Below are 6,854 nucleotides of genomic sequence, written 5' to 3'. Positions count from 1 at the left end.
GAAAGCACCCACCCCAACACCCCCGAACCCACAACCGGCGTCTCAACAGGCGTCTCAACAGGCCACGACGTCTCGGCAGACGAAGGCTCGGCGGACGAAGGCTCGGCGGACGAAGGCTCGGCGGACGGCGACTCGGCGGACGGCGACTCGGTACCCCGTGACCCCGCAGAAGGCGGCTCGGCAGCCGGTTCCTGAGCGGCAGGAACCTCCGCCTCCGGCGCCTGCTCGACGATCACATGCGCGTTGGTGCCACTGATACCGAACGACGACACCCCCGCCCGCCGCGGATGCCCGTTCCGCGGCCACTCCCGCGCCTCGGCCAGCAACTCCACCGCACCCGCCGACCAATCCACCTGCCGACTCGGCTCATCCACATGCAACGTCTGAGGCATCACCCCATGGCGCATCGCCTGCACCATCTTGATCACACCGGCCACACCCGCAGCAGCCTGCGTATGACCGATATTCGACTTGATCGACCCCAACCACAACGGACGATCACGATCCTGCCCATAGGTCGCCAGCAACGCCTGCGCCTCGATCGGATCACCCAGCGTCGTCCCGGTCCCATGCGCCTCCACCGCGTCCACGTCCGAGGCCGACAGCCCCGCGTCGGCGAGCGCCTGACGGATCACCCGCTGCTGCGACGGACCGTTCGGCGCCGTGAGCCCGTTGGACGCGCCGTCCTGGTTCACCGCCGACCCGCGCACCACCGCCAGCACCGGATGCCCGTTACGCCGCGCGTCCGGCAACCGCTCCAGCAGCAGCAGCCCGGCCCCCTCGGAGAAGCCGGTGCCGTCGGCCGCCTCCGAGAACGACTTGCAGCGGCCGTCCGCGGAGAGCCCCTGCTGAAGGCTGAAGTCGATGAGCGTCTCCGGGGTCGCCATGACGGTGGCGCCGCCGGCCAGGGCCAGCGTGCACTCGCCCGACCGCAGCGCCCGCACGGCCAGGTGCAGGGCCACCAGCGACGACGAGCACGCGGTGTCCACCGTGATGGCGGGACCCTCCAGCCCGTAGTTGTAGGACAGGCGGCCGGAGGCGATCGACCCCGTCGCGCTGTTGAGGGCGTAGTCGTGGTACATCACTCCGGCGAACACGCCGGTCGGGCTGCCCTTCAGCGTCGCCGGGTCGATGCCGGCCCGCTCGAACAGCTCCCATGACGCCTCCAGCAGCAGCCGCTGCTGCGGGTCCATGAGGAGCGCCTCGTTGGGGCTGATCCCGAAGAACCCGGGGTCGAACGAGGCCGCGTCGTGCAGGAAGCCGCCGTTGCGGGTGTAGCACTTGCCTGGACGGCCCGGCGCCGGGTCGTACAGGTCGTCGAGGTCCCAGCCGCGGTCGGCGGGGAAGGCGGTGATCGCGTCCTTGCCGTCGGCGAGCATGCGCCACAGCTCGTCCGGGCCGGTCACCCCGCCGGGGAAGCGGCACGCCATGGCGACGATCGCGATGGGGTCGTCGCCGGACCCGTTCGCCGCCGTGACCGCGGCCACGGCGGGGACGTCGGCCGCGGCGCCCACGAGCGCGGAGACGAGGTACAGGGCGACCGCCTTGGCCGTCGGGTGGTCGAAGACGAGCGTCGCGGGCAGCCGCAGGCCGGTCGCGGCGTTGAGCTGGTTGCGCAGTTCGAGGGAGAGCAGCGAGTCGAATCCGAGCTCCTTGAACGCGCGCTCGGGGTCGACGGACTCCTTGGCGGGGTGGCCGAGCACGCCGGCCACCCGGGTGCGGACGAGGTCGAGCAGCGTCGTCTCGCGCTCGGCCTGCGGCATGCGGGCCAGCCGGTCCGCGAGCGACCGCTGGGGTGCCGCGCCGCGGGCGCTCTGGCGCGGGGGGACGCGCACGAGGCCGCGCAGCATCGGCTGCACGTCGGCGGCCTGGGCTCGCAGCGTGGCGAGGTCGAGCCGCATCAGGGCGAGGCAGGCGCGGCCGGAGGCGAGCGCGGCGTCGAACAGGGCGAGGCCGTCGTCTATCGTCAGCGGCGGGTAGCCGCGGCGGCGCAGCCGCGCGGTGTGCGACTCGTCCAGCGACTCGCCCATGCCGGCGCCTTCCCAAAGGCCCCAGGCCAGTGAAGTGCCCGCCAGGCCGGACGCCCGCCGGTGCGCGGCGAGCGCGTCCAGGAAGGCGTTGGCCGCGGCGTAGTTCGCCTGGCCGGGGGCGCCGAGGGTGGCGGCGATGGAGGAGAACATCACGAAGAACGAGAGGTCGGCGCCCGCCGTCAGCTCGTGCAGGTGCCAGGCGGCGTCGGCCTTCGGGCGGAGCGAGCCGTCGAGGCGTTCGGGCGTCTGCGCGGCCAGCAGGGCGTCGTCGAGCACGCCGGCGGTGTGCACGACGCCGGTCAGCGGGTGCTCGGCGGGGATGGCGTCCAGCACGCGGGCCAGTGCGTCCCGGTCCGACACGTCGCAGGCGGCCACTACGGCCTCCGCGCCGAGCGCGGCCAGTTCCTCGACCAGTTCGGCGGAGCCCGGGGCGCCGGGGCCGCGCCGGCTCAGCAGTACCAGCCGCCGGACGCCGTGGCGGGCGGCGAGGCGCCGCGCGACGAGGGCGCCGAGGCCGCCCGTGCCGCCGGTGACCAGCACGGTGCCGTCCGGGTCGATGGCGGGCGCGAGGGTCTCGGAGGTGTCCTGGGCCAGGCGGGGCGCCAGGACCCTGCCTTCCCGGATCGCGATCTCGGGTTCTCCGGAGCCGGCCGCGGCGTCCAGGGCCCGCGCCGAGTCGGGGTGGTCGTCGAGGTCGACGACGGCGAACCGGCCGGGGTTCTCCGCGAGCGCCGCGCGGACCAGGCCCCACACCGGGGCGGCGGTCAGCTGGGGCGGGCCGCCCGCGTCCGGGCCGCCGGGCACGGCGTTCCTGGTCACGAGCACCAGGCGGGAGGATGCGAACCTCTCGTCGGCCAGCCATTCCCGCATGGTGGACAGGACCCGGTTGGCGGTCGATCGCACGCCGGCGAGGACGTCGGGCCCGTCCTCCGCGAGGCAGGTCGTCAGGACGGCCGGGGGCGGGGCCGCGCCGGCGTCGATGGCCGCGCGGGCCTCCTCCAGGTCGGGGAGGGCGGGCGCGTCCGCTGCGGCGGCCGGCAGGGCCGTCCACTCCAGCCGGTACGGCGACGGCCCGGCCTGGGCGGCGTCGAGCTGTTCGGCGGAGACGGGTCTGGCCGTCAGTGACGCGATCGACATGACCGGCGCGCCCGACTGGTCGGCCACCGCGATGGCGGTCGCGTCGCCGGGGTCGGAGGCGATGCGCACCCGCAGGGCCGTGGCGCCGGCGGCGTGCAGGGAGACCCCGTTCCAGATGTACGGGAGCAGGGTCTCCTGCCCGCCGTCCTCCTGGCCGGCGACCAGTCCCACGTGCATCGCCGCGTCCAGGAGCGCGGGGTGCAGCCCGAACCGGCCGGCCTCGGCGTGCGCCTGCTCGGGCAGCGCGATCTCGGCGTACAGTTCGCCGCCGCGCCGCCACGCCGCCGTGAGGCCCTGGAACACCGGGCCGTAGGCGTAGCCGCGGCCGAGCAGGGCGTCGTAGGCGCCGTCCACGTCCAGCCCGACGGCGTCCCGCGGCGGCCATTCGGCCAGGTCGAAGGAGGCGGGAGGCGCCCCGGCGGCCAGCCTGCCGCTCGCGTTGCGCACCCACGGACGGTCCTCGGCGTCGGCGCGGGAGTGAACGGACACCGGGCGCGCGCCTGACTCGTCGCTCGCGCCGACGATGACCTGTACCTGGACGCCGCCCTCCGCGGGCAGGGGCAGGGGGGCGTGCAGGATCAGCTCCTCGAGCAGGTCGCATCCGGCCTCCTCGCCCGCGCGGACGGCCAGCTCGACGAACGCGGTGCCGGGGAGCAGCACGGCGCCCAGCACGTCGTGGTCCGCGAGCCAGGGGTGGGATCGCCGGGACAGCCGGCTGGTGAACACGTATTCGCCGTCCTGGGCGAGGGCGACCGCCGCGCCGAGCAGCGGGTGCTCGATGGGGATCTGCCCGAGGGCGGACACGTCGGCGCGTGCCGGGGCGTCGAGCCAGTAGCGCTGCCGCTGGAAGGCGTAGGTGGGCAGGTCGGCCACGCGGGCGCCGGTGCCCGCGTAGAAGGCGGCCCAGTCCACGGTGGCGCCCTGGACGTAGGCTTCGGCGAGCGAGGTGGCGAAGCGGTGCATGCCTCCGTCGTCGCGGCGCAGTGATCCGACGAGCGCGGCGGTCGCGCCGGTGGCTTCCAGGGTCTCCTGCAGGCCCACGCGCAGCACGGGGTGCGGGCTGCATTCGACGAACACCCGCGCGCCGTCGTCGAGGAGGGCGCGGGTCGCCTCCTCGAAGCGGACGGTGTGGCGGAGGTTGGCGTACCAGTAGTCCGCGGTCATCTCGGTGGTGTCCAGCAGCCCGCCGGTCAGCGTGGAGTAGAACGCGACCGTGGACTCGCGCGGGCTCACCGGGGCGAGGACCGACAGCAGCTGCTCGCGGATGACCTCGACGTACGGCGAGTGCGAGGCGTAGTCCACGGTGATCTTGCGGGGGCGCAGCCCGTCGCCGGTCATCTGGGTGTACAGCTCGTCCAGCGCGCCGGTCTCGCCGCAGACGACCACCGACCGGGCGCCGTTGACCGCGGCCAGGTTCAGCCGCTCGCCCCACGGCCGCATCATCTCCAGCGCCTGCTCGGCCGGCAGCGGCACCGACATCATGCCGCCCTTGCCGGCCAGCTCGACGGCGATGATCCGGCTGCGCAGGGCCACCACGCGGGCGCCGTCCTCCAGTGACAGCGCGCCCGCGACGCAGGCGGCGGCGATCTCGCCCTGGGAATGGCCGACGACGGCGGCCGGCCGCACGCCGTGGGAGCGCCACAGCTCGGCGAGCGAGACCATCACGGCCCAGAGCACGGGCTGGACGACGTCGACGGCGTCCAGGGTGGGCGCGCCGGGCTCCCGGCGCAGCACGGCCGGCAGGTCCCACGGCACGAGCGGCCGCAGCGCCGCCGCGCACTTCGCGATCCACTCGGCGAAGACCGGGGAGGAGTCGAGCAGTTCCACGGCCATGCCCGCCCACTGCGAGCCCTGGCCGGGGAACACGAACACGGTCCGGGCCGGCCCGGTCACGGTGCCGGTGACGCCGGCGCCCTGCCCGGCGAGCAGGTCCAGGCCGGACAGCAGGCCGTCGCGGTCGGTCCCGAGCACCACCGCGCGGTGCTCCAGCGCGGCCCGCGTCGTGACCAGTGACAGGCCGACGTCCCGGGCGTCGGAGTCCGGCCGGTCGCCGAGGTGGGTGCGCAGGCGTCGGGCCTGCGCACGGAGCCCGTCGGCCGTCTTCGCCGACAGGACCCACGGCGTCACGGCGGGGACGGAGGGGACGTGCTCGCCGTCGCGGCCGGCCGCGCCCGGTTCGGTCTCCTCGCCTGACGGGGCCTTGCCGCCGGAACCGGCGCCCGCGCCTGAGGTGACGCGGGCGCCGGAGGAGGCGTCGTCGTCCGCGGCCTGTTCGAGGATCACGTGCACGTTGGTCCCGCTGACGCCGAACGAGGACACCCCGGCCCGTCGCTCGCGGCCGGTCTCCGGCCATGCGCGGCTCTCGGTCAGCAGCCGCACGTTCCCGGCCGTCCAGTCCACGTTCGGCGTCGGCTCGTCCACGTGCAGCGTCTTGGGCAGGATCGCGTTCCGGATGGCCATCACCATCTTGATGACGCCGCCGATGCCGGCCGCCGCCTGCGTGTGCCCGATGTTGGACTTGAGCGAGCCGAGCCACAGCGGCCGGTCCGCCGGCCGGTCGCGGCCGTAGGTGAGCAGCAGCGCCTGCGCCTCGATCGGGTCGCCGAGCCGGGTGCCCGTCCCGTGCGCCTCGACCGCGTCCACGTCGGCCGCGGTGAGGCCGGCGCCGGCGAGCGCCGCGCGGATGAGCCTCTGCTGGGAGGGGCCGTTCGGCGCGGTGAGCCCGCTGCTCGCGCCGTCCTGGTTGGTGGCGCTGGCCCGGATCACGGCGAGGACGGGGTGGCCGTTGCGCCGGGCGTCGGAGAGCCGCTCGACGAGCAGCACCGCGGCGCCTTCGCCCCAGCCGGTCCCGTCGGCCGCCGCGGCGAACGACTTGCAGCGGCCGTCGAAGGAGACCGCGCGCTGCTTGCTGAACTCGATGAAGGTGTCGGTGGTCGCCATGACGGCGACGCCGCCGGCCAGGGCGAGCGAGCACTCCCCCGTGCGCAGGGACTGCACGGCGAGGTGCAGGGCGACCAGGGACGACGAGCACGCCGTGTCGACGGTGACACAGGGCCCTTCGAGGCCGAACACGTAGGACACCCGCCCGGAGGCGACCGAGCCGGTGCTGTGGTTCTCGGCGTAGTCGTGGTACATCATCCCGGTGAACACCCCGGTCGGGCTGCCCTTCAGGGTGGCGGGGTCGATGCCGGCCCGCTCGAAGACCTCCCACGAGGTTTCCAGCAGCAGCCGCTGCTGGGGGTCCATCGTGACGGCCTCGCGGGGCGAGATGCCGAAGAAGGCGGGGTCGAACTCCGCCGCGTCGTACAGGAAGGCGCCTTCGCGGACGTAGGTCTTGCCGGGTGCGCCGGGCTCGGGGTCGTAGACGTCGTCGACGTCCCAGCCGCGGTCGGCGGGGAAGCTCCCGATCGCGTCGGTCTCCGCGAGGAGCAGGCGCCACAGTTCCTCAGGCGAGGTCGCCCCGCCGGGATATCTGCACGCCATTCCGACGATGGCGATCGGTTCGGTTTCCGCCGTGCCGGGAATCCGCGCGGTCTCGGCTTCTTCGAGCCGCCGGCGGGTGTCGCGCAGTTCGGCGGTCGCCCGCCTCAGGTATTCGAGAAGCTTTTCCTCGTCGTTCACCGAGGGCACCCCTTAATACGTACGCAATATATGCGTGGCGCCGAAGCCGCGCGGAGTACGCGAAAA

The 6,854-nt window shown here is 74.4% G+C and carries 1 protein-coding gene; it reads right to left on the bottom strand.

Annotated elements, in window-relative coordinates:
- A partial coding sequence (locus tag ACFO60_RS19770; RefSeq protein WP_380841980.1) for an SDR family NAD(P)-dependent oxidoreductase occupies positions 1–6,788 on the bottom strand: 6,788 nt, incomplete at its 3' end.
- Between the last annotated feature and the right edge of the window lie 66 nt (positions 6,789–6,854).

This window comes from Sphaerisporangium dianthi (assembly GCF_042654065.1).
Classification (GTDB): Bacteria; Actinomycetota; Actinomycetes; order Streptosporangiales; family Streptosporangiaceae; genus Sphaerisporangium; species Sphaerisporangium dianthi.
The sequence above is the reverse complement of the archived record's forward strand: the minus strand, read 5'-3'. Positions and strand labels throughout refer to the sequence as shown.